Here is a 25,841-nt window from a genome sequence, read left to right as displayed (position 1 = left end):
GGCCGCAGACCCTATCAGCGGAAGGCGCCCACCCCGGCGATTGAGCGGCCCAGGATCAGGGCGTTGATGTCATGCGTGCCTTCGTAGGAGTAGACGGCCTCAGCGTCCGCGTGGAAACGTGCGACGCCGGTATCCAGCGTGATCCCGTTGCCGCCAACGACTTCGCGAGCCAGCGCGACGGTCTCCCGGAGGGAGGTGCACGTGAACATTTTCGCCATGGCTGAATCTTCGTCCCGGAAGATCCCCTCTTCCTGGCGCTGGGTCAGGCGCACGACCATCCCCAGGGACGCCGTTAGGTTGGCCAGCATCGTGGCGAGTTTCTGCTGGGTCAGCTGGAAGGATGCCAGCGGGCGGCCGAACTGTTCCCGGGCCAGGGTGTACCGGACGGCGGCCTCGTAGGCACCGGCCTGCATGCCGGCGGCGATCCAGGCCACGTCGGAGCGCAGCCGGCGCATCAACGCCGCAACATCCTTGAAGGAGTTGATGTTCTCCAGCCGGGCGGAACCTGGAACCCGTACGCCGTGGAGTTCAATGTCGAAGTTCTGCATCATCCGCAGCGAGGTCTTGCGCAGGATCTTGGTCAGCGTGACACCCGGGGCGTCCCTGGGAACCAGGAACGCCTTGACCTGCCCGTCGGCTTCATCGCGGGCGAAGACCGCCAGCACGTCGGCGGTTCCGGCTCCGCCAATCCAGCGCTTGGCTCCGTTGATGATCCAGCTGTCGCCGTCGCGCCGTGCCGTCGTCGCCAGTCCGCCGGCGATGTCCGATCCGTGCTCCGGTTCAGTCAGTGCGAAAACACCCGTGTACTCGAAGGCGCGGATTTTGGGATCCAGGTCGGCGGCCTGTTCGGCACTGCCGCCGTGGAGCACCGTGGAGCGGAACAGCCCGGACTGTGCGTTGTAGTAGGTGGCCACGGAGGCATCCGTGCGGGCCAGTTCGAAGTTGCGGAATCCGCCGTAGAGCCCGGAGGTGCGGCCCTGGCCGTCACTGGCGCCGTCCGGGGCCATCAGGTTCAGGTCCACCAGGGGCTGGCGGATCTGTTCGGGGAATTCACCCGCTTCCCAGTAGTCGGCCAGCAGCGGGGAGACCTGTTCGTCCAGGACGGCGCGGAGCTTGCCGAGCGCTTCCTGCTCGGGGCCGGTCAGCAGTTCGGAATACCCGTACCGGTCCGAGGAATACAGCCCGCTCATGAGTCCAGCCCGAGCAGCCGGACGGCGTTCTCCTTGAGGATCTTGGGCCGGACCTCATCCTTCATTTCCAGGGCGTCGAAGTCCCGGCGCCACCGATCGGGGGTGATCAGCGGATAATCCGAGCCGAAGAGGATCTTGTCCTGCAGCAGCGAGTTGGCGTGCCGCACCAGGTTCGCGGGGAAGTACTTGGGCGACCAGCCGGAGAGGTCGATCCAGACGTTGGCCTTGTGCGTGGCCACGGCAATCGCCTCGTCCTGCCACGGGACCGAGGGGTGCGCCATGATGATTTGAAGCTCCGGGAAGTCAGCGGCCACGGAGTCGAGCAGGATGGGGTTGGACAAGCCAAGCTTCAGCCCGAAACCACCGGGAAGACCGGAGCCGATGCCGGTCTGGCCGGTATGGAAAAGGGCCGGAACACCCAGATCCTGGATCAGGGACCAGAGGGGGTAGAAAGCGCGGTCGCTCGGGTCGAAGTTCTGCACCGTGGGGTGGAATTTGAAGCCGCGGACCCCGTAGTCCCCGGCCAGCACCTTGGCGCGGGCAAGTGCGTCCGTACCGGAGGTGGGGTCCACGGAGCCGAACGGAATCAGGACGTCGTTGTTGCGGGCTGCACCTTCGGCGATGTCCTCGCTGGAGTTCGGCGGGTGTCCCAGGGACTTGGAAGCATCCACGGTGAAGACAACGGCCGCGGTCTTCCGCTCCCGGTAATAGGCCGCGATCTCGTCCAGGCCGGGACGCGGCCCGTCCGTCTTGAAATGCTTGGACGCGGCGTCAACCAGCGGCTGGGGCAGGGCGTTGTGCCCGTGATCATCCACTTCAATGTGGACGTGGGTGTCAATGGCATCCAGGGCCGCGACGTCGAGGCCGAGTGTGTAAACCATGAGTGGGGTACTTCCTGTTGTAGCTGACCAGCGGATTTACCTCATCCTGTCGACAATAGTTGAGAAAGTCAACGGTTTTCCCTCCCGCGAGAGGCCAGTTACGGCTCGTATGGACGCTCAAAAGAGCCGTAACTGGCCTCTCGATGGTGCTTCCGGGCCCCGCTAGGGCAGGTTCCCCGTCAGTCTGTCCCGAATGGAGGCCGACGCCTGGTTCAGCCCGGTGACCTCAACGGTTTTTCCGCGGGACCGGTACTTCTCGGTGATCGAATCCAATGCCGCCACCGTCGAGGCATCCCAGAGGTGCGAGCCGCTGAGATCGATCACCACCCGCCCGGGATCCGAGGCGTACTCGAACTGCGTGTAGAGGTCGTTGGAGGAGGCGAAGAACAGCTCACCGTGCACCAGGTAGGTGACCTCGCCGCCGTCGTCCGCCAGCGTGCGCTGCACGGTCACAAAGTGGGCCACCCGCCGGGCGAACAGCACCATGGCGGTCAGCACGCCGGCCCCGACGCCGATCGCCAGGTTGTGCGTGATCACTGTGGCCAGCACGGTAATCAGCATGACTGCTGTCTCCGACTTGGGCATGCGGCGCAGGGTGGAGGGGCGGATGCTGTGCCAGTCGAACGCGGCCCAGGCCACGAAAATCATTACGGCGACCAGCGCAGCCATGGGGATCAGGGCCACCACGTCGCCAAGCACCACCACCAGGACCAGCAGGAAAACTCCGGCCAGGAACGTGGAAATCCGGGTGCGGGCGCCGGAAGCCTTCACGTTCATCATGGTCTGGCCGACGACGGCGCAGCCGCCCATGCCGCCGAAGAACCCGGTGACAATGTTGGCGATGCCCTGGCCGGCCGCCTCGCGGGGTTTGGAGGAGCGAGTGTCGGTGATGTCATCCACCAGTTTGGCGGTCAGCAGGGATTCGAGCAGTCCGACGAACGCCATGGCCACGGCGTAGGGCAGGATCCGCTCCAGGGTTTCGAGGGTCAGCGGCACGTCCGGGAACAGCAGCGACGGAAGGGACTCCGGCAGCTCGCCTTTGTCCCCCACCGTGGGAATGTTCCAGCCGGCGGCAACCGCCGCGACCGTGAGCAGGACAATCGCCACGAGCGGGGCGGGAACCGCCGTCGTCAGCCGCGGCAGCAGGAACACAATCAGGAGCCCGACGGCGACAACCGGGTACACCAGCCACGGCACCCCGATGAGTTCAGGAAGCTGGGAGGAAAACACCAGGATCGCGAGCGCGTTGACGAAGCCAACCATCACTGAACGGGGAATGAAGCGCATCAGCTTCGCAACGCCCGCTGCGGCCAGCAGGATCTGCAGGACCCCGGCCAGGATCACCGTTGGCACCAGGTATTCCACGCCGTAGGTGGCCACCACGGGCGCGATCACCAGGGCGACTGCGCCGGTAGCCGCGGAAATCATCGCCGGCCGGCCGCCGACGAAGGCAATGGTGACGGCCATGGTGAAGGAGGCGAACAGGCCCATGCGCGGATCAACGCCGGCAATCACCGAGAACGCGATCGCCTCCGGGATGAGCGCCAGCGCGACGACGAGTCCGGCCAGGATCTCTGTCTTCAGCAGGCGCGGCGAGCGCAGGGTGCGCAGGACGGTCTGCCGGGGTGCAGTGGCGGTGTCCGGTGCGGGGACTGCGCCCGGTGCGGGGACGGGACCAGGAAGGGACAAGGCGGTTCCATTTCGAGTGCGGGGAAATCCGGCGGCCGGGGCGGATTGCCGGGGCCGTTCATCGGATCCGGTTCCAGATTACCGCCGCAGCCACCGCCCCGAATCCCCGCGGCAGCGGGCGCGTCCGGCAATAATGGGTCCGGCATGCGCCGGGAGCAGCCCCTGGCCGGCGGAGAGCGGCGGGACATGCAGGTTTATACGGCGCTGCGGACGCCGGAGCATGCTGCAGACTGGGCACACCAAAAACGAAAGGAGGAACCTTGAACGAGGAACACTCATTTGTACCCGGCGTCAGCAGATGGCGCGCTGACGGAACCAGGCTCACCGCATCCTTTGGAATGTGGCGGGGGCGGGAGTACGAGCTCAGGGGTGTCCGACCGTCCCAGGAGGGGGAGCTGGTGCTGGTCAGCCGGTCTGATGACGCCCCCGGGCCCGAGTGGAAGACCATCCGCCGCCACCCCAACAACTTCGCTGCAACCCCGGTGGAGCACGTGCTCGGTGTTCCCGTTGCTGAGGTATCGGGCATCGTCCGGGTTACCGCCACAGGAGACCTGGGCAGAAACCGGAAGGTGGAAATACTCGCTGAAGACGCGGAAGGGAGGCTGGCTGTCATCCAGTCGAACCACTGGGACGAGTCGGATCAGCGCCGGGTCATCGCTTATTGGGACTTTTCCCCGATCTATGCCAGCGAACCGCTCTCACACCAGAGTGTTTTTGGCTGGATCCCCGCGGACCGGGTCTCCGGTATCCAGAGCGAGACCGAGCATTTTTAGCCCTGGATCCATCCGTTGGAATCGACGCCGAAGTCAGCCAGCCTGCAGCAGGGCAGTGATGTCCTTCAGCGGCACCCACGCCCCGTCCTCCGAGTTGGATACCAATGCGAGGGTCACATCCGCCGGCGGGTAATGCCCCAGGAACGCGCTGACCCCGGCGTTGATGCCGTCCTTGTACAGCGAGCGGACCTCGCCTGTGGGACCCAGCCGGAACTCCAGTCCGTAGCCGTAGTGCAGCTCGCCGGCGTCCAGGTCCGAGTGCTTGACCTGCGGACTCAGGAACGCGGCAGTGGATTCGGCGGAGAGCAGCTTTCCGTCCCGGACGGCGTCGAGGAACCGGACAAGGTCCGCCGCCGTTGCGTGCGCACCCCCGTCGGGCGATCCGATCGGCGGGTAGCTGAAAATGTTCTGCCGCCAGGAGATCACTGTCCCGGCCTCGTCTTGTACAGGGTCCCATCCCTCGGCGACATGAGGGGCGGCGTCGCGCATTGAAAAGAACCCGGAGTCCTGCATGCCCGCCGCACCGAAGACATGTTCCCGGACGTAGTCCCGGTAGCTCGTACCGGTAACGGCTTCCAGCGCCAGACCGGCGAGGATGTAGCCGCAGTTGCAGTAGCGGCAACCGGTTCCCGGAGCGAAGTTTGGCTCCTTGTGCACGAACTGCGGCAGGAAGTCCGCGGTCGTTGTGACCGAGTAGGTGGGCTTGTCTACCCAGAGGTCTTCGTAGGATTCGCCGGCTTCCTCGTCGGCGTCGTCGCCGATGCCGGAGGTGTGGGTCAGGAGCTGGCCAATAGTAACGCTCGGGTCTATCCGGGTTCCCTCCAGCTCAACGAACCGCCCAATCCGCGAGTCCAGCGCCAGTGTCCCGGCGTCCACCTGCTGCAGCACCGCGACGGAGGTGAACAGCTTGGTGATGGAAGCGACGTCGAACCGCGTGCCCGTCGAGACCGGCACATTCCAGCGGCGGGAGGCCACACCGTAGGCGCCTTCGTGCAGGACCCTGCCGCCGCGGGACAGCTGGACAGCTCCGGAGAACTCATGACGGGAGGCGGCGTCATGAAGGATGCGGTCCACGGCTTCGGCGTCGATGTCTGGGAACATAACCGAATACTAATGTGCAGCGGAGGATGCCTCTTCGCTGCCGGTACCGGAAGGAAGTCGCATTTTGTTTACCGGCCTGAGCGCTTTCCCACTGACCCCGCTGCAGAACGACGCCGTGGATGAGGCTTCCTTCTCCGCCCTGGTGAGCCGGCTGGCAGAGTCGGAGGTCGATTCGATCGCAGTGCTGGGCTCCACTGGTTCCTACGCCTACCTGAGCCCGGAAGAACGCGGGCGCGTGGTGCAGCTGGCTGCCGCTCACAAGGGATCGAAGCCGTTGATCGCCGGCGTCGGCGCACTGCGCACTTCCGAGGTCCTGGCGAATGTCCGGTCTGCGGAGGAGGCCGGCGCCGCCGGAATCCTGCTGGCCCCGGTGAGCTACCAGGTGCTGACGGACGAGGACGTGTACGGCCTCTTCCGCGATGTCACCGACGCCACGGATTTACCTGTCATTGTTTACGACAACCCCGGCACGACCCATTTCACCTTCAGCACCGCGCTCTACGGAAGGATCGCCGAGCTTCCCGGCATAGCCTCCATCAAGATTCCTCCGGTTTCCCCCGCCGCGGCTGCTGCCCGAGTCCAAGCAGTCCGGGCGGTCATTCCGGAACATGTGACCCTTGGAATCTCCGGTGATGCTGCCGCATGCGACGGCCTGAACGCCGGCTGCGATGCCTGGTACTCCGCGGTGGCGGGCACCCTGCCGGAGCCTGCGGTTCGGATCGTGCGGGCTGTCACCGAAGGGCGGTACGACGACGCAGCGGCAGAGTCTGCGCGGCTTGCCCCGCTCTGGGAGCTCTTCGCCGAACACGGCAGTGTGCGTGTCATTGCCGCGGTCGCTGAGGAGCTGGGCCTGGTCCAGCGGAACTGCCTGCCGCTGCCGGTGCGGGGGCTCGGTGCCCGGGACCGCCTGCGGGTTGCCGGCGTCGTTGAGGAGCTTGGCCTGGGGTAGGCCTCCGATGCGACACGGGGAGGGGGTCATCAGTAAGCTGATAATCCGCGAAATCCCCAGGAGGAATGCCCATGTCACCGTCCCGCGCCGACCTGCAGCGCACCGCTTCGGAGGTCTTTGGCTGGGAGGACTTCCGCCCTGGCCAGCTCGAGGCGATGGAAGCGGCTGTCAACGGGCAGGACGTCATCTGCGTGATGCCCACAGGCGCCGGAAAATCCGCCGTCTACCAGGTGCCGGCCATGACGCTGCCGGGTACCGCCGTCGTGATTTCGCCGCTGATTGCGCTTCAGCGCGACCAGACGGAGGCCATCAATGAAGCCGCCGGCGCCACCCGCGCCTATGTCCTGAACTCCGCGCAGCCGCAGGGTTACTGGGATGAAGCCTGGGCTGCTGCCGGAAAGGACGATGGGCCGGGAAAAGCGAAGTTCCTTTTCCTCGGCCCGGAGCAGGCAGCGCGGGAGGAAGTGCTGGAGCTGCTGCAGGCACTGGACGTGTCACTCCTGGTGATCGACGAGGCGCACTGTGTTTCCGCCTGGGGGCATGACTTTCGTCCCGACTACCTCCAGCTGGACCAGCTGGTCCGCGCCTTGGACAAACCCGTAGTGGCACTGACAGCCACGGCCGCACCGCCCGTACGCGCAGAAATTGCCGAGCAGCTGGGCATGCGCAGCCCGCGGGAGATCTCCCTGGGGTTCGACCGGCCCAACCTCCATCTGGCGGCTGCCCGGTACGAGGACGCCGAAGACAAGCGGCGCGCGGTGCTGGAACAGGCGGGCAAGCTGGACGTTCCGGGCCTTGTCTACGTAGCCACCCGCGCGGAAACCGAAGAGTATGCTGCTGCACTGCAGGAGTCCGGACTGCGTGCGGACGCCTACCATGCGGGCCGCAGCCACGAAGACCGGCACCGCATCCACGAAGAGTTCCTCCAGGATGAGGTAGACATCGTGGTGGCGACTACCGCCTTCGGCATGGGCATCGACAAACCCAACGTGCGCTTCGTCGTCCATGCGGACATTCCGGATTCCGTGGACAGCTACTACCAGGAGATCGGCCGCGGGGGACGCGACGGTGAACCTACTGAAATCTTCCTGCACTACCGTCCCGAAGATTTGGGGATCCGGCGGTTCTTTGCCGCCAAGGCACCGGATGAGGAGGCACTGGCGAAGCTGTTCAAAGCGGTCAAGAAACACACTGAACCGGTACCCCAGGCCGGCCTGAGGGAGGAGCTGGACCTGAACCCGCGCCGCTTCTCATCGCTCCTGGGGCTGCTGGAGCAGTCCGGTTCCGTCACCGCCGCCGACGACGGATACTCCGCCAGGAGCGGCGTGGGCGCCAAGACCGCAGTGAAGGCAGCCCTCGAGTTCTCCGAACAGCGCCGGAACATTGAAGAATCACGGCTGGAGATGATGCGGCAGTACGCCGAAACCACCGAATGCCGGCGCCGCTTCCTGCTGAACTATTTCGGTGAAGACGCCCCGGACATGTGCGGCTACTGCGACAACTGCGAGCGCGCGGAAGCAGAAGGCGAAGAGCTGGGACCGAAGGAATCCGACACGGCCCAGCCGTTCCCCCTGCAGTCTGAAGTCATCCACTCCGAGTGGGGGCTTGGGACTGTCATGAGCTATGAGGACGAGACCGTCACGGTGCTCTTTGAATCCGCGGGCTATAAGACACTCTCCGTGGAACTGGTGCTGGAAAAGGGACTGCTGCAGGAGCCCTAGTCTCGGGAAGCGGTAACCTTCCGGGCCAGGTCGTACAGTTTCTGCAGCGCCGCGGCCTCCGTCTTCTTCAGCACTTCCGCCGGATCCCCGTCGAAGGAGTACCCGGTGGAGCCTGTTTCGCCGTGCAGGCTCCATCCGATAAACACCGTTCCTGCGGGCTGTCCTTCCAAGGAACCCGGCCCACTCGCACGGCAGCACCCTCACCCAGGGCCGCTGCCACAACCGAAAAAGGGGTCCCAGATTGCCGCCGCAAAACCGCATTCGGGTCGCCAGTGTCCCCGCAGGACACGTCTACATCCACCACCTTGGTCCGGTGGAGGGAAACCTTCCGGGGCTGCCCGAGGTTCTCCGCCTCCCTGACCCGGATCCGGAATCCCCGGACAATCCGGCAACGGGCAAGTGGTGGCCGCCGGTCATGCTGAACGCCGGCTGGATCGACGCGAACGCGGGCTCGTTCGATGTGTTCCACATTCACTTCGGCTTCGATGCCCAGGACCCGGCCGCCCTGCAGGAGGCCGTCACCGCACTCCGCCGGCACGGCAAACCCCTGATCTACACCGTTCACGACCTGCGCAATCCCCACCACCAATCCCCTGCTGCCCATGACGCGCACCTGGATGTGCTCATCCCCGCCGCTGATGCCCTGATCACCCTCACGAAGGGCGCGGCAGCGGAAATCGAGCGCCGCTGGGACCGGAGGGCCGAAGTCATCCCCCACCCGCACGTCGTCGAACTCGACACCATGGCGGACTACGCGAGCCGGCCGCGTACCGCCGGAGCTCCCTTCCGGGCCGGCGTCCACGTCAAGAGCCTTCGCGCCAGCATGGACCCGCTGCCGGTCATCCAGACACTTCTGGAGGTGGCACGGGAGGACGGCGGAATGGTGGTCCAGGTCAACGGCCACTGCGACGTCCTGGAGCCCGGCGGCGCACGGTACGACGCCGCCCTGGCCGCATTCCTCGAAAAGGAGTCGGCAGGCGGGGGGCTGGATGTGCGCATCCATGACTTCCTGCCGGATGACCAGCTCTGGGAGTACCTGGCCAGCCTCGACCTCTCAGTGCTGCCCTACCGTTTCGGTACCCATTCGGGCTGGCTGGAAGCCTGCCGCGACCTCGGCACGGCAGTCGCAGCACCGGACTGCGGCTTCTATGCTGACCAGGGCCCTGTCTTTGGCTATACCCACAACGAAACCGGACGGGAAGGGGGAGTTCACGTATCACGACGGGCCCACCACTTCGGCGCCGATGCCTCCGCCCACCCACCCGGATTCGCGGTTCTACGGCACCACCGAGCTGCCGAACACCGTGGAGAAAATTGCCGGGTCCGTTCAGGACAAACTGAAGAAGGAGTAAGCACCGCCCCGGCGGCCAGGACAGTACAGGCGGGTGGCGGCCCAAGCCTCCACCCGCCCTCCCCTACTGCGAGACCGGAAAGCCAATACCCGCCCCGGTCTGGTTCAGAACCCGCTGCGTCCACACAGCGTGCCCGATAGGCGGGCAGCGGACAACCGGCTTTTTTCTCCCAGTACCCCCCACAGCCCATGAGCCTAAATTGTTTACCCGATTAAAACAAGGCGGTTGACCGGTTTTGCATCAGTAACTAATCCCTGTCCAGTGAATACCGGGCCAGTTCGCCTGTTCTATCAAGCAGTGAAGGAGCCACGACGCCGGGAAGCATCAGCGCCCACATCTGCTCCACCCGCTCCAACAGGTCCGCGCGGGCAGTCAGCACTGCCGAGGTAATCTGCACACCTATCAGGGCGGAAACGACCAGGCGGCCAAAGGCTGGACCATCCACTTCTTTTCGAATTTGGCCCTGCTCCTGTGCCTGGCAGGCAAGGCTCGCCATGACATCCACCCAGTCGTCGTACGGCTGGCGGACATCCTCATGGAAAATTGATGCCTCCAGGGTCAGCCGGGTCCCCGCCCTGACGATGGGCTCCTGCAGCAGATTCCAGGCGAACCTCCGGCACAGCACGATCATGGATTCCAGCGGAGGCAGACCCCGGTTGAGCACAGCAGTGTTGTCCGCGGTGATATACCCGTGCTGTTCAGAAATAACCGCCCTAGCCAGGTCCTCTTTGGACGGAAAGTGGAAGTAGAGGGCCCCTTTGGTGACCCCGGCCCTTTCCGCCACCTGGCTCAGCGAGGCCCGGCCGTAGCCCATCTCTTCAAAAACAGACGCCGCTCCGGCGAGGATGGCATCGCGCGTGGCTTTCGCCCTGTCCTGCAAATCTCTGATGGTACGGTCCTCCGCTCGGCAGTGCCCCCACTCCAAGTTAGATGCAAATCAATCGAGATGGAAAAGGGTTACGGTGGTTCGCCGGCCCCGGCTGAACTTACTGCGCGGCCAGGATCTCATTGGGCGCCGCAGGCAGGGCAGCACTGTGGAGCACCGCCCCGGACTCCAAATCCACCGCCAGCACCCGCGAGCCTACCGGATCCGTGACATACGCCGTTCCGCCGGCCATCTGCAGGGCGGGACGGGGCTCCTGCCAGTCAACGGGTTCTTCCCAGGGGTCAATAACCTGGATCCTGGAAACGACGGCGCCGCTTCCTGGGTCAATCACATGCAGTGCCCCATCCGTTCCCAGCACCACAGCCTCTCCTGCGTCACCCCGCCCCAGCGAGCGGAATGTGTAACTGGTGCCCAGATCCACCAGCCGGAGCCCGCCGGAAGCCGTGTCCACGAGTGCCACCGTTTCCGGACGCTCAAGGTCCGCACCGGGATCCGTCTTGTAATCGGCCAGGATAACCGGCGATTTCGGTGAGCCCGCCTGGTTCCCCATCCGGCCATAGCCGTCCGGACTCGCCACCTTGCTGAACGCCCCTTCCCGGTAGACCAGCATGCCGTCGTCACAGCCGAACACTATGGCCCCGGCGGCCCCTGCCTCTCCATGGAGGCCAGGGCATTCATCACTGCGCAGGATCTCCGCTCCGTCCCTGTCCAGCACTGCCGCACCCGTCCGGCCCTCATCGGAGCCTCGGGAGACAATCAAGCTGTCCCCGCCAAGCGGAACCGCCACTCCGTGGTGCGCCGCCGGCAGCTGAATCTGCTCGGCGTCGAGCACGGAACCAGCCAGCTGGCCGGTGTTAACGAGGGTCACCTCTCCTGAGGCATCGTCAAAGAAAGCCGTGCGGCCGGCACCCGCAACAACATGCCCCGGCTTGTCCGCCTGCAGAAGCCCTCCGGTCAGAGCCGGCTCCGCCGTGTAGTGGTGGGCATGGTCCCCGTGCGCTTCCGACCAGCTTCCGGTGTCCAGCAGGTGGAAACCGCCGGCAGCCGAGACGGCAAGGTGGCGGCCGTCTCCGGCATCTGAGAGGCGGAGGAATCCCTCAAGGGGTATTTCGGCAACGGATTCAAGGGATTCAGTGTCCAGCACGGTGAGCCCGCCCTCATGGGTCACGACGAGGCGCGGCGAGGCAGAGGGCTGCTCCTGCACGGCGGGCCGCGGATCGGGTTCCGGATCAGGAGAGGCCGCCGGAGAACCGGACGGTGAAGCACACGCCGAGAGCAGCAGGACGGAAAGAGTGAGTGCGGTAACTGGGAGGCTCGAAGTCTTCATACAGAAACCATAACTTAATGAGAATCATTATCGTTAAGTTACGGAATGGTGCGTCAGGCATTCCCCCGGCGGCGGCAGGTTGGTAGCCTCGCAGCACTGCGGCTCGCCCCGGGCCCGATCAAAGGAGATCGTCCATGCCCAACCTCGCTGGAATCCTGACCGAAACCGCTGCGCGGGTGCCCAACCGTCCTGCCCTGCGGATCAATGACACGGTCATCAGCTATTCAATGCTGAACGCGATGAGCGCAAAGGTGGCGGGACTGCTCCGCGCCCGTGGGGTGCAGCGCGGAGACCGAGTGGCCCTCATGATGCCGAACATCCCGCCCATGGCCTCGGTGTACTACGGAGTGCTGCGGTACGGGGCGGTGGTGGTGCCCATGAACCCGCTGCTGAAAAGCCGCGAAGTGGCCCATACCCTGCAGGATTCAGGTGCCGGGCTGTTGTTTGCGTTCGAACTGATGCTCCCGGAAGCAACAGCCGGCGCCCAGGAAGCCGGCGGCGTCGACGTCATTCCCGTCAATACCGGCAGCTTCCGGCAGCTCCTGGCGGACAGCGATGCGGACGATTCGGTAGCGGAAGTGGACGGCGGGGACATCGCCGTCATCCTCTACACCTCCGGAACCACGGGCCGGCCAAAGGGTGCCGCCCTCAGCCATGACAACCTCCTCAGCAATGCCGAAGTGGCACGGAACCTCCTGGACACGCAGGAAAACGACGTGATCTTTGGCGGACTGCCCTTTTTCCATGTGTTCGGCCAGACCTCTGCGCTGAACGCAGCAGTGCTGACCGGCGCCATGATCAGCCTGCTGGCGCGTTTCGATGCCGGTGAAGCGCTCAGGATCATCGGACGGGACAAGGTGACCATCTTCCAGGGCGTGCCGGCCATGTACATCGCGATGCTGCGCCACCCTGACCTCGCGCAGACAGACACATCATCGCTGCGGGGTGCGATCACGGGCGGGGCACCCATGCCGCTTGAAGTCCTGCGGGAGTTCGAGGAGGTTTTTGGCATCGACCTGCTTGAGGGGTACGGCCTGTCCGAAACCTCCCCGATCGTGTCGTTCAATCTCCCCGGCGGAGGCCGCCGGCCCGGCTCAATCGGCAAGCCCGTCTACGGCATGGAGGTGCGAATGCTCGACGGCGAGGGCCACGACGTGCCGATCGGAGAGATCGGGGAGCTTTCCGTCCGCGGCCTGGGCGTGATGAAGGGGTACTGGAACAACCCGGAGGCGACCGAAGCAGCAATCCCGGACGGCTGGTTCCGCACCGGCGACCTGGCCCGCTTCGACGACGAGGGAAACATCTACATAGTGGACCGCAAGAAGGACATGATCCTGCGCGGCGGCTACAACGTGTACCCGCGGGAGGTCGAGGAAGTGCTGTATGAACACCCGGCAGTCTCCGAGGCTGCCGTCATTGGTGTTCCGGACCAGCTCAACGGCGAGGAAGTGGCCGCAGTCATCGGCCTGAAACCCGATGCCGTACCCGCCGGGGATGATGGACGGCAGGCCCTGGCTGCCGAGATCCAGCAGTTCGCCAAGGACCGGCTGGCTGCGTACAAGTATCCGCGCCGGGTGATCTTCACCGACGAGCTGCCCAAGGGTCCCACCGGCAAGATCCTCAAGCGCCAAATCCGCGACGAGCAGTCAGGTGTGCCGGCCACGGCCGCAGAGGCCTAGCCCGCCCTGGGCTGGCCGGCAGGGTTTCCTACCGGGAAACCTTGCCGGTCAGCGCAGCCACCGGCCGCAGGAACAGGGGGCGGGCAGCCACCCAGGCCGCCACCATCACAGCCAGTGACGCGGCAAAGAACCAGAATCCGGTCCAGCCGGTGCCGTCCGAGGCAGCGTACATATGGTTCAGGTTCCGCAGTGCACCCGTAGTCAGGACAAGGGTCACGTGGACAATGATGAACAGCACGAAGTAGACCATCACCGGGAAGTGCAGGGCCCGGGCAGTTTCGATGGGGAAAACGCGGTTTAGCCGCTTGGCCTTCGAGGGCCACGACGGAGACATCCGCAGGCCGGTGAGGATGGCCAGCGGAGCGGCGATGAAAACGATGGAGAAGTAGGAGAGGACCTGCAGGCTGTTGTAGTTCACCCAGCCGTTTTCCATGGGCCAGTCCAGCGAGGCGTACTGAAGGGCCGTGGAGGCCGCGTTGGGAAAAACGCCCCAGCTGGTGGGAACCAGCCGCATCCACTGCCCGGTCGCGAAGAGCAGGATGTAGAAGAGAAGGCCGTTGAGCACCCACAGCACGTCCAGGCTGAGGTGGAACCACAGATCCAGGCTGATCCTCTTGGGCTGGTTCCTGGTGCGGATGAGCCCCTTGTTGTTGCGGGTCCACGATCCCACCGGCCGCTGCCGGGTACGGATAAGCCAGCCCGAGCGGACAATGAGCAGCAGGAGCAGTGAATTCAGGAAGTGCTGCCATCCCACCCAGGCGGGCAGGCCTACCGGAGCGCCGGCAGGCAGGTCGGTGTGCCCGGGATACATACTGAGGAACTCCTGGCCACCGGGGGTTTCGCGCAGCCACCGGGCTGCCAGCACTATCAAGGCAAGCGCGGCGAGCGACGCCGGAATCAGCCATATCAGCTTCGTCCAGCGGGAGCGTACCGCCGGTTTAACGGCGCTGCGGCTCATTTCGCTGCCTCCGCCGCTCCGCTGCCGGTCCGGCAGGGTCTCCTGAGAGGATGCGAAGTGGAGGGGTACATCGTTGTGGCTCTCCCGTTTTGTCCTAGTGCCTGTCTCTGCCGGTGAGCCTACCCTGAATCAGCCGCTGGTCATTCCGGCTGCCGGCAATCGGTTCAGGGGACTCAGCCGGAACCGCTTCACCGGATACGTCCGGCAGATCGGTTTTCCGGTCCAGACGCACCAGCACAAGGCCTGCGACGATCAGCGCGCCGCCTGCCAGCTGCACGGCACGCGGCAGTTCCGCGAGCAGCAGCCAGGCCCAGAGCACTGCAAACAGGACTTCGGTCAGGGAGATGAAGGATGCCACCCGCGGACCAAGGGCCCGGGCCGCGATGATGCCGGTGACATAGGCCAGGACGGTGGAGAGCAGCACCAGGCCCACCAGCGGGACCCACCACCGCGTGACCCAGCCGGCCAGTTCGACGTCGTCGGTGCTGAATCCAACGGGCAGCAGCCCGGTGAGGCCCAGGAGGACCATGGTCGCTGCACCCACGAGCAGCCCTCCCGTGGTCAGGACCAGCGGAGGAAGGGTGTCGTTCTGCTTGGCCGTAATGAAGAAGTACATGGCGAGGCAGACAGCCGCAGCCAGGCCCCACATGATCCCGAGGGGATCCACACGCAGGTCGCCGCCAAGGTCCAGCACCAGGATCAGGCCCACCACTGCGGCGGCGGCACCTGCAATGGTGGCCGCCCCGGGACGGCGCCGCGTCCGCAGCCAGATCCACAGCACCATCAGCACCGGAGCCAGGAACTCCAGCAGCAGGGCCACACCCACCGAGAGCCGCTCCACGGCGTTGAAGTAGAAGAACTGGCAACCTGCCACACCCACCAGGCCGAAGAGCCCGATGGTCTTCCAGTTCTGCCTTACCTGGTACCACCGCCCGTGCAGCGCAATGAGGGCGGGGATGAGCAGGACCGCTGCGGCTCCCCCCATCCTGACGGCGACTGCAGTGGCAGGCGTCCAGCCCGCCTCCATGAGGGATTTGGCGAATGAACCCGAAAGGCCAAAGACCGAAGATGAGAGCAGTGCGATCAGCAGGCCCGAGGCCCCTGCGGAACGTATGCGCGGAGTCCGTGCAGCAACTGCGGAGATGGGCTTTGCCATGGTGGACCTTTCAGGAGACGGGCCCGCTCCCCGCTGGCATGTCACGAGCTATAAGGGCCTATGCTAGTGACACTAAGGTCGCCAATGTCAGGAGTCAAGATGGTTTTCACTTATGACACCGAACTGGCGCTGGCCACTGCTGCGGCGCTGGTCAACACCGGCTCCCAGGAGCCCGACCCACTGGCAGACGACGCCGGGCTGACCCGCTTCCTGGCCCAGGAACGTTTCTCCGGATCCCGCAGCCACACCCCTTCGGAGCTGCGAGCGGTTCACCGCCTGAGGACGGATCTCGCAGCCATGTGGACTGCCGGCGAGGAAGACCTGGTGGAGGGAATCAACCGCCTCCTCCTCGGGGCCAAAGCGCTCCCCCAACTTGTCCGGCATGACGGCTGGGACTGGCACCTCCATTGCACTCCACCGGAAGCCGAGCTGGCGGACAGGATGGCCACTGAGGCAGCAATGGCGCTGGCCGACGTCGTCCGGGCCGGCGAGCTGGCCAGACTGAGAACCTGTGCGGCACCGGACTGCAGCAACGCTGTCCTCGATCTGTCCCGCAACCGGTCCCGCCGCTACTGCGACACCGGCAACTGCGGCAACCGGGAGCACGTCCGCGCGTATCGGCGCAGGCTCGCCTCCGCGGGGCCCGTACCTGAGCAGAAAAACAAGTAGCCTTTCGAATTGTCCTCCCGGTTGCTGGCCGTTAGCCTCCGGCAGACCGGCCATCGCCCATGGCCGGCTCAACTTCCAGTCTCGAAGCTCCGGTTCACAAAACCTCTGTGGCGTGCCCGGCCTAACCGGGGCTGGTCAGCGCCTAATGGGGGTTTTGGAAGATGAAAAGAGCAACGCGGGCCACACCCGCACCGGCACGGGCCATGGCAGCAGCCGCTGCACTGGCCGCGGGAGGTTTTCTAATAGGAGTGCCGGCCCAGGCTGCACCCGGTTCGGACGTCAGCGCCGACGCCGCGCCGGAACAACTGGCCGCCGCCTACGATTCTGTGCTTCCCCCGGGACTGGCGGAAGCACTGCTGCGGGATCTCGGCATCACCGAGGAGGCATTCCAGGCCGCAGGAGAGGCCGGACAGCGCGCTGCCGCGGCCCTGCCGGCTCTCCAGGCAACGGAAGGCTTCTCCGGACTCGAACTTCGGGACGGCGAAATCCTGGTTTACGGAACCGGCGCCGCGCTGCAGGCGCAGGCCGATGCCCTGGGCGCCACCCTTCACGCGCCCGTTGCGGACCCGGCACCTGCCACGGACGCCGTCGCCGTCGCCACTGGGACGGAGCCTGCCGCGCCGGAGACCGAAGGACAGTCCGGCGAACAGGTCCTGGAGGAGGAGAACCAGGAACCGGCCCCCGCCACTCCGGAAGAGGTTCCTGTGGCAGATGAAGCGGAAAAACCCAAGCGCACGGCATCCGACCTCGCCGAACTGGCCCGTGACTACATCGCCGCCTTCGGTGTCCAGGGGCTGCAGTCCGTGGGGCTGGGTGCTGACGGCTTTACGATCCGGGTTGCCGATCCCGAAGTGTCCCGGACACCAAACAATGCCCGCATGGCCACCGCGTCATCCCCGTCCCCGGCTGACTACGCGGCGGGCTTCACGAACGTCACCATCCAGGACGCTGCCGGCACCGGAACGCCGCTGGCCCAGGAGGTATTCGGCGGGCAGGGCTTCCTCGGCGATGCCGGGGGCGGATATGCAGCCTGCTCCATCGGCTTCAACGGCTGGGATCCCTCCGGAAACCCGGCCGTCATTACCGCGGGCCACTGCACGCTCGACGGAACGGTTCAAAACACGCTGCTGGCACCGGAAACCCAGCAGGATCCGGTCACTACTGCCCTGGGAACCTTCGGCGCTTCGGTCTTCGGCGGTCCGGGAAACGCAACAGTCAATCCCGACAACCCGGACCCGGCAACCTTCGGCACCGACGTGGCCGTCATCGATTCAATCAACCCGGACCTCGAGCTGGTGCCGGAGGTGACCCACTGGGCCAGTGAAGATCTGTCCGAAACCACAACCCGGATCACCGGCGTGGGCACGCCCGTCGTGGGGGCGCCGGTGTGCCGCTCCGGGCTGACCACCGGCTGGACCTGCGGTTTCGTCCAGGAACTGGCCATCTTCACCGTCCCGGGCCACAACAACGGAACCGACCCGGCGGATATCCGCGCGGTGACCGGGTTCATCTCGGACTTCCAGGGCGCTCCCGGCGACTCCGGCGGACCCGTAATCAGCGGCAGCACTGCCCTGGGCCTGGTCAGCGCCGGCTTTGACACCGACAAGGACGGCGCGATCGACAAGGTTGGATCTGCAGACCTGGCAACCGCCCTGGCCTACGTTCCCGGCTATTCCGTCGCTGTGCACCTGGAAGCGCCCGCGCTGAACGTGAAAGACGGTGACACCGTGTACACCGACCAGGTGCTCTCGGGGACCGCCCCGGCCGGTGCGGTTGTCCGGGTCACCGTCGCCGGAGTCGGCGGCGAGATCCCGGTGGCAGCGGACGGCAGCTGGTCCATGCTGGTTCCCCGGACCGTCCAGGACGGCGAGTCCGCCCGGTTCAGTCTGACCGCCGTCAACGGTTTCAACACGTCAGAAACTGCCGTGTACAACCTGGTAACCGCGCACTCCGCCCTGGATGCTCCGGTTCTGCTCTCTCCCGTTGACGGTTCTTCAGCGGTTGGCGCGCTGAGCACCGTTGAAGGGCTCGCCGAGCCCGGCGCCACGGTGGAGATTGCGCTGGGAACTGCCCGAACCCCGGCAGAGGACGGCGCCCGCGCCCTGGCGGTGCCCGCGGCAGTGACTGTCACGGCGGACAGCTCAGGCACATTCGCCGCAACACTGGACGAACCGCTTACCCCCGGCTACTACGTCCTGGCCGCAACCCAGGACGGCGTGGGCGGAAAGACGGTTTCCCCCGCCGCCGCAGCAGCCTTCTCGGTGCTGCACCCCGCACCGGCCATTACCTCGCTGCGCAACGGTGAGGTCTTTACTGAGGCTTCTGCACCCAGGAGCATCTCCGGCACCGGAATTGCCGGAGCAGTGCTTACTCTCAGTGCCGGCAGTGAACCCCTCAACGCCGTGGTCGCCGCGGACGGGACCTGGAGCGTGGAGGCAGGCGCCTGGGTGCCCGGGGAGTTCACCGTCACAGCCGTTCAGGAACTCGACGGCGTGGGCTCGGCCCCGGCCTCAGCCACCTTCTCGGTGACGGCTCTCCAAGCCGCAGCCGTGACCCGGACTCCGGGCGGCCTGGCCTCAACCGGTGCTGACGGAGGATCCCTCACGGCGTTGCTCTCCGCCGCCGGGGTGCTGCTGGCGGGTGGTGCCGCCGGCATCGGCCTCAGCCGCCGGCGTACCCGCGGGGAAGCGGCGGCTCTCCGGTAAACAGTGCGGCCCGGGGGCCTGTGCATCGGTGCAGGCCCCCGGACCGCCGGGGCCTTGTATGCGCGGGGCAGGAAATGTTTGCTTCGAGCCGGCGCTTTCGGGCACAGGGGGGTCCGGCGCGCAGTGGGGAAAATTAGACTTGCCGGGTCGAGCAGTACGGCACCCCAAGCCTCCTGGAGCCATTTATGGAGCAAAAGCTGCTTTCTGCCCTGCCCGCACGGACGGCATGGGCCGTCCTTGGAATCTGTGCGTTTTTCTGGCTGCTTTCAGCCCTTGGACTGCTGCAGCTGCCCTCGTCAGTACCTCCGGTACTGATGTTCCTGTGGCTGTACCTCAATGCCTTGGCGGCCCTTGCCAGCGCGGTGGCCGCTGCCGCCGCAGTCGCAGCCCTGCTGCTGCACCGCCGCAAAAGCAGGCCGCTGGAAGAGCAGGATGACTCACCGGAGCCGGAATCGCACCTGGACCAGGCCGAGGAAACGGGTCTTGACCAGCTGCTGAACGGGCCGTTGGCTCCCGAGCCGGCCGCCGCCGGAACGGTCCCGGCCAAAAGAAACCGGCCCAGGAAGCGCCGGAAAAGCTGAACCGCAGTCTGCGAACCAGCTTCCCGCCTACTGTTCGCTGCCGCCCTTTGCGTTCTTGGGCTCCGGGTCGGCAGAAGCGGTGCCTTCAGCAGGCGCCTTGTCATTGCGCGGGGCGGGTGCACCGACGCTGCCGGCGCCGCCCGGGATCTTGGCGGAGGTCCGGTTGACGCCGGACCCTTCGCTGAGGTGGTCCGGGTTCGGCTTCTCCGTCATCAGGAGCAGCGAGGAAATCAGCAGGGAGGCGATGAATGCGATCCCGGCGGCCGTCAGGCCAAGGTCGAGGCGCAGTTCCTTGGTGGCTCCGCCGGTGGCGAAGATCATGGTGGTGATGCCGGCAATGACGGCCAGGACTGCGGAGAAAACCAGCGGGGCCTTCACGGAGTTCCGTTTCTGCGTCCCGCCGGGCTGGCTCTTCGCCACTATTTGTCCTCCTGCGTTGTCGGCTGGGCGGTCTTCTACCTTTGGTAGAAGACCGCGGATGGTACTAGTTTACGGCCTTCGACGCTTCGCTGCTCTCCGGTGCCAGGCTCGCGTCATGGCGCAGCCCCAGGCCGGAGATCGCCAGAACCACGGCAATGATGACGGCGGAACCTCCGCTGACGCCCAGCAGCGCACGTACATGGCTGCTTTCCGCCAGTGCCAGGAACGCCGGCATCAGGGCTGCGGCGCCGATCGCGGCGGCACCGGTAATCAGCCAGTCACGTGCGGGAGTGAAGTCCCTGCGGACCCGGAACCAGAAGGCGAACTCAATGAGGCCGCCCACCAGCAGGGCGGCTCCGCCCACGTAGGCAAAGACGGTTGTGGACTGGGCCAGCGCAACAACGACGCCGGCCACGGTGTACAGCGCGGCCGACACCAGCAGGGCTCCCGGAACCTGCGGGACCTGGCAGGAACGGGCCAGCGCGGACATGCGCCACAGGCTTACGCCCGTCAGGACGAAGTACAGTCCGCCCGCGAATGCGAGCACGGAAAGTGTGGGTTCCTGCCAGAAGATGGTCACTCCGCCGTAGACCGCGGCGATCGCGGAACGGAGAAGAATCGGAACCCAGGGTGCTTTGGGGTGGGGTGCGCCCACGGCGAGCCTCCGCTTTCAGGTTGCTTGACGGCCGGTCCGGCCGGTTCTTAGCTTAGTCGTTCGTTTTGCCGGATGCCGCACCGGTCACCATCCAGGCATCCGAGCGGGCCCGCCAGTAAAGCGTCACCGCACGCGCTGTCATATACCCCAGCCCAAAGGCCGCCCACAGCCAGGCGATTCCCGAGCCCCCTTCCAGGCCCGAGACATGGACCCACCAGAGCAGTGGAAGGTAGGCCAGCAGGTTAAGCACGCCGGTCACGGCCAGGTATTTGGCATCTCCGGCTCCGATCAGAACTCCGTCCAGGACGAAGACCAGGCCGCAGACAGGCTGCGCCGCAGCCAGCACCCACAGGCCTGCGGTCAGAGCGTGGACCACCGAGGGATCGGTGGTAAAAATCCAGCCGGCGAACGGTGCCGCTGCAGCCAGCAGCACACCGGTGATGATGCCGAAACCCACTCCCCACACTGACATCTTTCGGGTCAGCTCCCTGGCCGCCGCCCGGTTCCCGGCGCCCAGTTCCTTGCCGATCATGGCCTGGGCTGCAATCGCCAGGGCATCCAGCGCGAAGGCAAGGAAAGTGAAGAACGTCATGACCAGCTGGTGCGCAGCGAGGGAGACCGGCCCCTGGGCGGTGGCAACCACGACGGCGGCAAGCACCGCAATGCGCAGGCTCGCCGTGCGCAGCATGAGCCAGGAACCAACCTGCACGCCGGCGGTGATGCCTGCAGCAGTTGGCCGCAGGGACACGCCCTGTCGCCGGGCCATCCGCGCCACCATGACGAGGTAGGCCGCAGCCATGCCCCACTGGCTGATGCTGGTGCCCAGCGCAGCGCCGGTGACGGACAGGTCGAATCCGTAGACCAGCAGGAAATTCAGTCCAATGTTCACGCTGAACCCGGCAACTGCAACGACCAGCGGCGTCTTGGTGTCCTGAAGGCCGCGCAGGACGCCGGTGGCGGCCAGAACGACAAGCATCGCTGTCAGGCCGGGCATCGACCAGCGCAGGTAGTCCACCGCGAACTGCTGTACTTCCCCTTGCGCTCCGAGTGCTCCGGTCAGCCAGGGTGCGAGCAGGATGCCGGCGGTGGAGAGCGCCACGCCCAGCAGGACTGCCAAGGCGATACCGTCCCTGCCTGCGGCAATGGCCTCGCGGCGCCGGTTCCCGCCGAGGAACCGGGCCACGGTTCCGGTGGTCGAGTAGGCCAGGAAAACCATCAGTCCGACGGCGGTCTGGAGCACGGTGGAAGCAAGCCCGACGCCGGCGAGCTGGTTGACGCCAAGATGGCCAACAATGGCGGCGTCGGCGAGCAGGAACAGCGGCTCGGCGATAAGTGCGCCCAGAGCCGGGAGGGCCAGGGCAAGGATCTGCCGGCCGAGCGTCCGGTTCGAGGCAGGGGTCCGGGTTTTCACGTTTTAAGCCTACGGCCGGCACGGGCGCTTCCCGGCTGCTTCTGCTCTCTGGGCAGGGTTGCTGCCAGGGCCGCGGCAACACCCATGAGGGCGAGCACAAATGCGGCCAGTCCGTTCCAGCCTGCGCCCTGGAAGAACAGTCCCGCTGCCCAGCCCACCAGGCTGGAACCGGTGTAATAGGCGAGATTGTAGAGGGAGGATGCCTGGGCCCGGCCGTCCGATGCCAGGACCGGCACCCAGCCGGAGGCCACCGCGTGGGCTCCGAAGAAACCGGCGGTGAAGATCACCAGGCCCGCAATCACGGCCGCCAGGGACTGCAGCACGGTCAGAACCAGACCGCCGGCCATTACTGCCGTGCACGCCAGCAGCACGGTCCGGCGTCCGCCGCCCACCCGTCCTGACGCCTTGCCGGCGAAGCGCGAGGACCAGGTTCCGGCCAGATAGGCCAGGAAAAGGGAACTGGCGAGGGACTGGGGCAAATTGAACGGAGCAAGCTCGAGCCGGAATCCCAGGTAGTTGTATACGGCCACGAACCCGCCCATGAGCAGGAAGGCCTGCGCGTACAGCACCAGCTGGCGCCCCGAACGGAGGTTTACGGCCAGGCGGAAAGCCAGCGAACCCCCGCCGCGGGCCCTGCGCTGCGGAACGTAGCCGCGCTGCCGCGGCGCGGCGAGCATAAATACGACGGCGGCGGCAGCAGCGAGCAGGCTCACCGCCGCCACACCTATGCGCCAGGAGGAATATTCTCCTACAGGCGCAGCGAGGATGCGTCCTGCAAGACCTCCAACAGTGGTTCCCGAAACATATGTTCCGGCGGCCACTGCTGCGTGGACCGGACTGACCTCCTCGCTCAGGTAGGCGAGTGCTACGGCAGGAATCCCTCCCAGCGCCGCACCCTCCGCGAACCTCAGGACCAGCAGCACGGAAAAGTCAGTGGACAGCGGAACCATCAGCCCAAGGACAACGGCTGTGATGATCGCTGCGCGCATGACCGGCAGGCGGCCAAAGCGGTCCGCCGCAGCTGACCACGGGATGACCGCGGCGGCCAGGCCCAGTGTTGCCGCCGATACGCTGAGCGCCGCCGTGGCTGCGCTGATGTCAAAGTCTGCGGCGAGCTGGGGCAAAAGGCCCTGCACCGAGTAGAGCTGCGCGAAGGTTGCCACTCCCGCGGCGGCCAGGCCCACCAGCACCCTGCGGTATCCGGAGCTGCCCCGGGTGTGGCCGGCGAAACCGGCAGTTTCAGCCACGGCCCGCACCGGATTCGCTGCTGGTCCCGGCTGGGGAGCTGCTCCGCGCCAGGGAAGCCAGTTCACGGGCCAGGTTGGCCCGCGCTGCGGTTCCCCAGAGATCTTCTGCGCGGCGGGTTCGGTACAGTCCGCCCTCCCGGGCGAGCAGTGCTTCCAGCACTCGTCTCCGGCCGGCAGCGAAGGCAGGATCCTCCACATGGCGGTATTCCCGCCGGACGTCGGCCGCGTAGCGGTCATAGTCCGCCGGTGCCCTGCCCAGCACTGCCAGGTCCGCATCACAAAGCATTTTCCCGCGTTCGTCATCCGGTGTGGGGTCATGGGCCGCCGTAAGGCGGACCAGCCGTGCGGCCTCGGCGGACTCCGCTGCAGGGATCCCGGCGGGCGGCAGAAGCTCCTCGGCCAGTACTGCCGAGGCGTCCTCATCAGCCCCCGGCACGCCGTCGTACACGGCGTCGTGGAACCAGGCGGCCAGGAGCACCGGACGGTCTGAACAACCCAGCCGGTGCAGCGCTTCGAGCACCTGCAAAAGGTGCCGCCGGTCGTGATAGTGCCGGTGGGGCTCACCCCAGCGGTTCAGCAGCTCGGCACCCAGGTCCTCCGCGCCGGGGACAAGGGAGTCCCAGCGCCTGCGCAGCGGATGCACCAGCGATGCTGCCCGTTCGCGTGCCGGGATGCGCAGTCCACCGGCAATCAGCGCACGGACCAGGGTGGCGCCGTCAACCGGGGTGGCTCCGGCGGCCACCAGGTCCGCATGGCGCTGCTGCGGCACGTCGTAGTGGTCCCGGTCGAAGGCACGGCGGGGAATCCCCGCTGCGTCGGCGAAGGCGTGAAGCTCTTCCAGCGAGGAGTCGGAAACCAGGTGGGAGAAGTACGTCCCGTGAGCCGGCCAGAGCGGCGGATCGATGTAGATCAAGCGCGCACGTCCAGGGAATTTGCAGGAACCATTCCTCCATCCTTAGCCCACCGGCTGCGCATTTTCCATCCGGCCCTTAACCGGCGCGCCATCCGGCTTCGGAACTCCCTTGTCCAGCCGCCCTCCGGGTGGTCCAATATCTGCCATGACGCAGACCGGGGACACCCTCCTTGCCATTGGCACCCGCAAGGGCCTGTGGCTTGCCCAAAGCAGCGACCGTACAGACTGGAAGCTCAGCGGGCCCTTTTTCCTTATGAATGAGGTAGCCAGCGTCGCCCTGGACACCAGGCATTCGCCGCCGCGCATCCTGGCCGGGCTGCTCTCCCCGCACTGGGGGCCCACCGTCGTGATCTCTGAAGACCTGGGTGAAAGCTGGACGGAGCCCGAGGCGGGGGCCATCGCGTTTCCGCCCGAAACCGGGGAGGCACTGGGACGCATCTGGCAGTTGCAGCCGGACTCGGCAGAACGCCCGGGGGTCATCTGGGCCGGCTGTGAACCGATCTCGGTCTGGAAGTCCACCGACGGCGGCACCAGCTTCGAACTGAATGAGGCACTGTGGAACCATCCCCACCGTCCGGAGTGGGGCGAGGGTTACGGCGGAGCGGCGGCACACACGGTGCTTCCGAGCCCGGCGGACGAGAGCGTGCATGTGGCGATCAGTTCCGGCGGGGTCTACCGCTCCGATGACGGCGGAACGTCCTGGACGGCCCGCAACCAGGGGATTTCCGCCTATTTCCTGCCCGATCCGAACCCGGAATTCGGCCAGTGCGTACACAAGGTGGCGCGGGACGCGGCAGATACGAACCGGCTGTACGCGCAAAACCACCACGGGGTCTACCGCAGTGACGATGCCGGAGACACGTGGGTGTCGATTGCCGGCGGCCTCCCGGCGGACTTCGGATTCGTGATGCTGGCGCATCCGCACACCGGCGGCACCCTCTGGACCATTCCGCTGGTTGCCGACGGCGAGCGCATTCCGCCCGGCGGCGAGCTGGCCGTCTACCGAAGCACGGATGCCGGACAATCCTGGACCAGGCAGGACAGCGGGCTGCCCACGGCCGAATACAACGCAGTCCTGCGCGATGCCGCAGCGGTGGACACGGCTGAGCCAGCCGGAGTCTACTTCGGGACCCGGGCCGGCGATGTGTATGCCAGTGCCGATGAGGGCGGAACCTTTGCCCTCGTCACGTCCAATCTGCCGGATGTCCTCTGCGTCCGGGCCGCCGCCGTCGGAAGTTCAGCTCCGTGACCGGCACCGAAGTGCGGATCCTGCTTCCGGATGTCCTGGCGGCTGCCGCAGGCGGAACCCGGGAACTCAGCGTTCCCGGAACGGCAGGCCTGACGGTGGGCACACTGCTGGACGGACTGGGTTCCCGCTTCCCCATCCTGGAACGGCGTATCCGCGATGAGCGGGGAACTGTTCGGCGGTTCGTCAATATATATGTGGACGGCGAGGACATCCGCGGGCTGGACCGCCAGCACAGCGAGGTCAGTCCCGGGGCCGAAGTGCTGATCCTGCAGTCCATCGCCGGCGGCTAAGGATCTTCCTGCCGGCAGGTGGGATGTTCTCGGGAGTTA

General features: G+C 66.1%; 22 protein-coding genes and 2 pseudogenes. 10 read left to right on the top strand and 14 right to left on the bottom strand.

The genetic code is table 11. The annotated features are described in order from the left end of the window. Positions 1–14: 14 nt before the first annotated feature. From ABFX29_RS04660 to ABFX29_RS04650, 3 genes are all read right to left on the bottom strand, one after another. Entirely contained in the window at positions 15–1,190 is a 1,176-nt protein-coding gene (locus tag ABFX29_RS04660) for an acyl-CoA dehydrogenase family protein (protein WP_152225266.1), read from the bottom strand. Beyond that, positions 1,187–2,071, bottom strand: coding sequence for an amidohydrolase family protein (locus ABFX29_RS04655; protein ID WP_152225265.1), 885 nt, complete (start codon positions 2,069–2,071; stop codon positions 1,187–1,189). The genes ABFX29_RS04660 and ABFX29_RS04655 overlap by 4 nt, the downstream gene beginning before the upstream one ends. Positions 2,072–2,233: 162 nt before the next feature. Further along, positions 2,234–3,760, bottom strand: a complete 1,527-nt coding sequence (locus tag ABFX29_RS04650) for a SulP family inorganic anion transporter (RefSeq protein WP_152225262.1) — start codon at positions 3,758–3,760, stop codon at positions 2,234–2,236. A 260-nt stretch (positions 3,761–4,020) separates the two neighbouring features. On the opposite strand from ABFX29_RS04650, the gene ABFX29_RS04645 reads away from it, so the two are divergent. Continuing rightward, a complete protein-coding gene (locus ABFX29_RS04645; RefSeq protein ID WP_152225260.1) occupies positions 4,021–4,533 on the top strand; it encodes a hypothetical protein in 513 nt (170 codons plus the stop codon). Positions 4,534–4,566: 33 nt separating this feature from the next. Here ABFX29_RS04645 and ABFX29_RS04640 read toward each other — a convergent pair whose 3' ends face one another. Next, a complete protein-coding gene (locus ABFX29_RS04640) occupies positions 4,567–5,634 on the bottom strand; it encodes a serine hydrolase domain-containing protein (protein ID WP_152225258.1) in 1,068 nt (355 codons plus the stop codon). A 64-nt stretch (positions 5,635–5,698) separates the two neighbouring features. Here ABFX29_RS04640 and ABFX29_RS04635 point away from each other — a divergent pair, with 64 nt between their 5' ends. Together ABFX29_RS04635 and ABFX29_RS04630 are read left to right on the top strand one after the other, a co-directional pair. After that, complete coding sequence (locus ABFX29_RS04635; protein WP_152225255.1) at positions 5,699–6,583, top strand: dihydrodipicolinate synthase family protein; 885 nt, start codon at positions 5,699–5,701, stop codon at positions 6,581–6,583. A gap of 71 nt (positions 6,584–6,654) precedes the next feature. Then, positions 6,655–8,304 (top strand): RecQ family ATP-dependent DNA helicase, encoded by a 1,650-nt coding sequence (locus ABFX29_RS04630; RefSeq protein WP_152225253.1) that lies wholly within the window; start codon positions 6,655–6,657, stop codon positions 8,302–8,304. Here the strand turns inward: ABFX29_RS04630 and ABFX29_RS04625 are convergent. Further along, a pseudogene (locus tag ABFX29_RS04625) lies at positions 8,301–8,477 on the bottom strand (CinA family protein); the annotation flags it as partial. The gene ABFX29_RS04630 and the pseudogene ABFX29_RS04625 overlap by 4 nt on opposite strands. Positions 8,478–9,494: 1,017 nt before the next feature. Between ABFX29_RS04625 and ABFX29_RS04620 the strand changes: the two are divergent. Then, positions 9,495–9,656, top strand: a pseudogene (locus ABFX29_RS04620) (manganese catalase family protein); the annotation flags it as partial. Positions 9,657–9,903: 247 nt separating this feature from the next. Here ABFX29_RS04620 and ABFX29_RS04615 read toward each other — a convergent pair. Both ABFX29_RS04615 and aztD read right to left on the bottom strand, forming a co-directional pair. Further along, positions 9,904–10,536, bottom strand: coding sequence for a ScbR family autoregulator-binding transcription factor (locus ABFX29_RS04615; protein WP_152225250.1), 633 nt, complete (start codon positions 10,534–10,536; stop codon positions 9,904–9,906). A gap of 106 nt (positions 10,537–10,642) precedes the next feature. After that, positions 10,643–11,869: a zinc metallochaperone AztD gene (gene aztD / locus ABFX29_RS04610; RefSeq protein ID WP_152225248.1), complete on the bottom strand. Its 1,227-nt coding sequence runs from the start codon at positions 11,867–11,869 to the stop codon at positions 10,643–10,645. A 134-nt stretch (positions 11,870–12,003) separates the two neighbouring features. Between aztD and ABFX29_RS04605 the strand changes: the two genes are divergently transcribed. Further along, complete coding sequence (locus ABFX29_RS04605; protein ID WP_152225246.1) at positions 12,004–13,548, top strand: long-chain-fatty-acid--CoA ligase; 1,545 nt, start codon at positions 12,004–12,006, stop codon at positions 13,546–13,548. A 28-nt stretch (positions 13,549–13,576) separates the two neighbouring features. Here the strand turns inward: ABFX29_RS04605 and ABFX29_RS04600 are convergent, their stop codons facing one another. Together ABFX29_RS04600 and ABFX29_RS04595 are read right to left on the bottom strand one after the other, a co-directional pair. After that, positions 13,577–14,506 (bottom strand): cytochrome b/b6 domain-containing protein, encoded by a 930-nt coding sequence (locus tag ABFX29_RS04600; protein ID WP_152225245.1) that lies wholly within the window; start codon positions 14,504–14,506, stop codon positions 13,577–13,579. 94 nt (positions 14,507–14,600) lie between these two features. Further along, a complete protein-coding gene (locus tag ABFX29_RS04595) occupies positions 14,601–15,662 on the bottom strand; it encodes an EamA family transporter (protein ID WP_152225244.1) in 1,062 nt (353 codons plus the stop codon). 99 nt (positions 15,663–15,761) lie between these two features. Here ABFX29_RS04595 and ABFX29_RS04590 point away from each other — a divergent pair, with 99 nt between their 5' ends. From ABFX29_RS04590 to ABFX29_RS04580, 3 genes are all read left to right on the top strand, one after another. Further along, positions 15,762–16,331 carry a CGNR zinc finger domain-containing protein gene (locus tag ABFX29_RS04590; protein WP_152225243.1) on the top strand — a complete coding sequence of 190 codons (570 nt, stop codon included), beginning with the start codon at positions 15,762–15,764 and terminating at the stop codon, positions 16,329–16,331. Between the two features lie 161 nt (positions 16,332–16,492). Then, the gene (locus tag ABFX29_RS04585) at positions 16,493–19,036 is read left to right on the top strand and encodes a S1 family peptidase (protein WP_152225242.1); all 2,544 of its coding nucleotides are present in this window, start codon (positions 16,493–16,495) and stop codon (positions 19,034–19,036) included. Between the two features lie 185 nt (positions 19,037–19,221). Then, complete coding sequence (locus ABFX29_RS04580) at positions 19,222–19,617, top strand: hypothetical protein (RefSeq protein WP_152225241.1); 396 nt, start codon at positions 19,222–19,224, stop codon at positions 19,615–19,617. A gap of 27 nt (positions 19,618–19,644) precedes the next feature. On the opposite strand, the gene ABFX29_RS04575 is transcribed toward ABFX29_RS04580, so the two are convergent. From ABFX29_RS04575 to ABFX29_RS04555, 5 genes are all read right to left on the bottom strand, one after another. Then, positions 19,645–20,037 (bottom strand): hypothetical protein, encoded by a 393-nt coding sequence (locus ABFX29_RS04575; RefSeq protein WP_211372319.1) that lies wholly within the window; start codon positions 20,035–20,037, stop codon positions 19,645–19,647. 64 nt (positions 20,038–20,101) lie between these two features. Beyond that, positions 20,102–20,692 carry a DUF308 domain-containing protein gene (locus tag ABFX29_RS04570; RefSeq protein ID WP_152225240.1) on the bottom strand — a complete coding sequence of 197 codons (591 nt, stop codon included), beginning with the start codon at positions 20,690–20,692 and terminating at the stop codon, positions 20,102–20,104. Between the two features lie 52 nt (positions 20,693–20,744). Further along, on the bottom strand, positions 20,745–22,103 hold the full coding sequence (locus ABFX29_RS04565) for an MATE family efflux transporter (RefSeq protein WP_152225239.1): 1,359 nt from the start codon (positions 22,101–22,103) through the stop codon (positions 20,745–20,747). Then, positions 22,100–23,350, bottom strand: coding sequence for an MFS transporter (locus ABFX29_RS04560; RefSeq protein ID WP_152225238.1), 1,251 nt, complete (start codon positions 23,348–23,350; stop codon positions 22,100–22,102). The genes ABFX29_RS04565 and ABFX29_RS04560 overlap by 4 nt, the downstream gene beginning before the upstream one ends. Beyond that, entirely contained in the window at positions 23,343–24,263 is a 921-nt protein-coding gene (locus tag ABFX29_RS04555; RefSeq protein ID WP_152225237.1) for a DUF4031 domain-containing protein, read from the bottom strand. Before ABFX29_RS04555 ends, ABFX29_RS04560 begins: the two co-directional genes overlap by 8 nt. A 145-nt stretch (positions 24,264–24,408) precedes the next feature. Here ABFX29_RS04555 and ABFX29_RS04550 point away from each other — a divergent pair, with 145 nt between their 5' ends. Together ABFX29_RS04550 and ABFX29_RS04545 are read left to right on the top strand one after the other, a co-directional pair. After that, on the top strand, positions 24,409–25,512 hold the full coding sequence (locus ABFX29_RS04550; protein WP_152225236.1) for a WD40/YVTN/BNR-like repeat-containing protein: 1,104 nt from the start codon (positions 24,409–24,411) through the stop codon (positions 25,510–25,512). Next, positions 25,509–25,802, top strand: a complete 294-nt coding sequence (locus ABFX29_RS04545) for a MoaD/ThiS family protein (protein ID WP_246167198.1) — start codon at positions 25,509–25,511, stop codon at positions 25,800–25,802. The genes ABFX29_RS04550 and ABFX29_RS04545 overlap by 4 nt, the downstream gene beginning before the upstream one ends. Positions 25,803–25,841 lie beyond the last annotated feature (39 nt).

It is taken from the genome of Arthrobacter gandavensis (genome assembly GCF_039528575.1).
GTDB classification, from domain to species: Bacteria; Actinomycetota; Actinomycetes; order Actinomycetales; family Micrococcaceae; genus Arthrobacter_B; species Arthrobacter_B citreus_B.
Note: the sequence above shows the minus strand (reverse complement) of the source record. Positions and strands in the feature narration are given on the sequence as shown.